This is a genomic window from Lacinutrix chionoecetis (assembly GCF_053604665.1).
The window spans coordinates 1-347 of sequence record NZ_JBSHNQ010000052.1 but is presented as its reverse complement, the minus strand read 5'-3'; the positions used below and the strand labels follow the sequence as shown (position 1 = coordinate 347).

The 347-nt window shown below is 44.7% G+C and carries 1 pseudogene; it reads left to right on the top strand.

Annotated elements, in window-relative coordinates:
- Window positions 1–347 (top strand): annotated as a pseudogene (locus ACVC43_RS00850) (T9SS type B sorting domain-containing protein); the annotation flags it as partial.

Sequence of the window (347 nt, the reverse complement as noted above, 5' to 3'; positions counted from 1 at the left end):
TACAGCCATCGATTTAACGATAAAAAACAACGAAATAACAGGTAGCAATCCAGCCTATAGCGTTACGTATTACCTCAATCAGGCAGATGCAGACGCTCAGGCCAACCCATTACCAAATACCTACACTAATATAAGCAACCCGCAAACCATAGTAGCAGGTGTGCTCAATACCAACACCAGCTGTTACAATACAATCACATTAGACCTGGTAGTTGAGCAGGCACCAGTAATTTTCACACCAACCGCTTTAGAATATTGCGATCCAGACAGTGATGGCTTTGGTGTCTTTACCCTTACCGATGCCGATGCACAAATTACAGGAGGCGCACCAGGACTTACCGTTACCT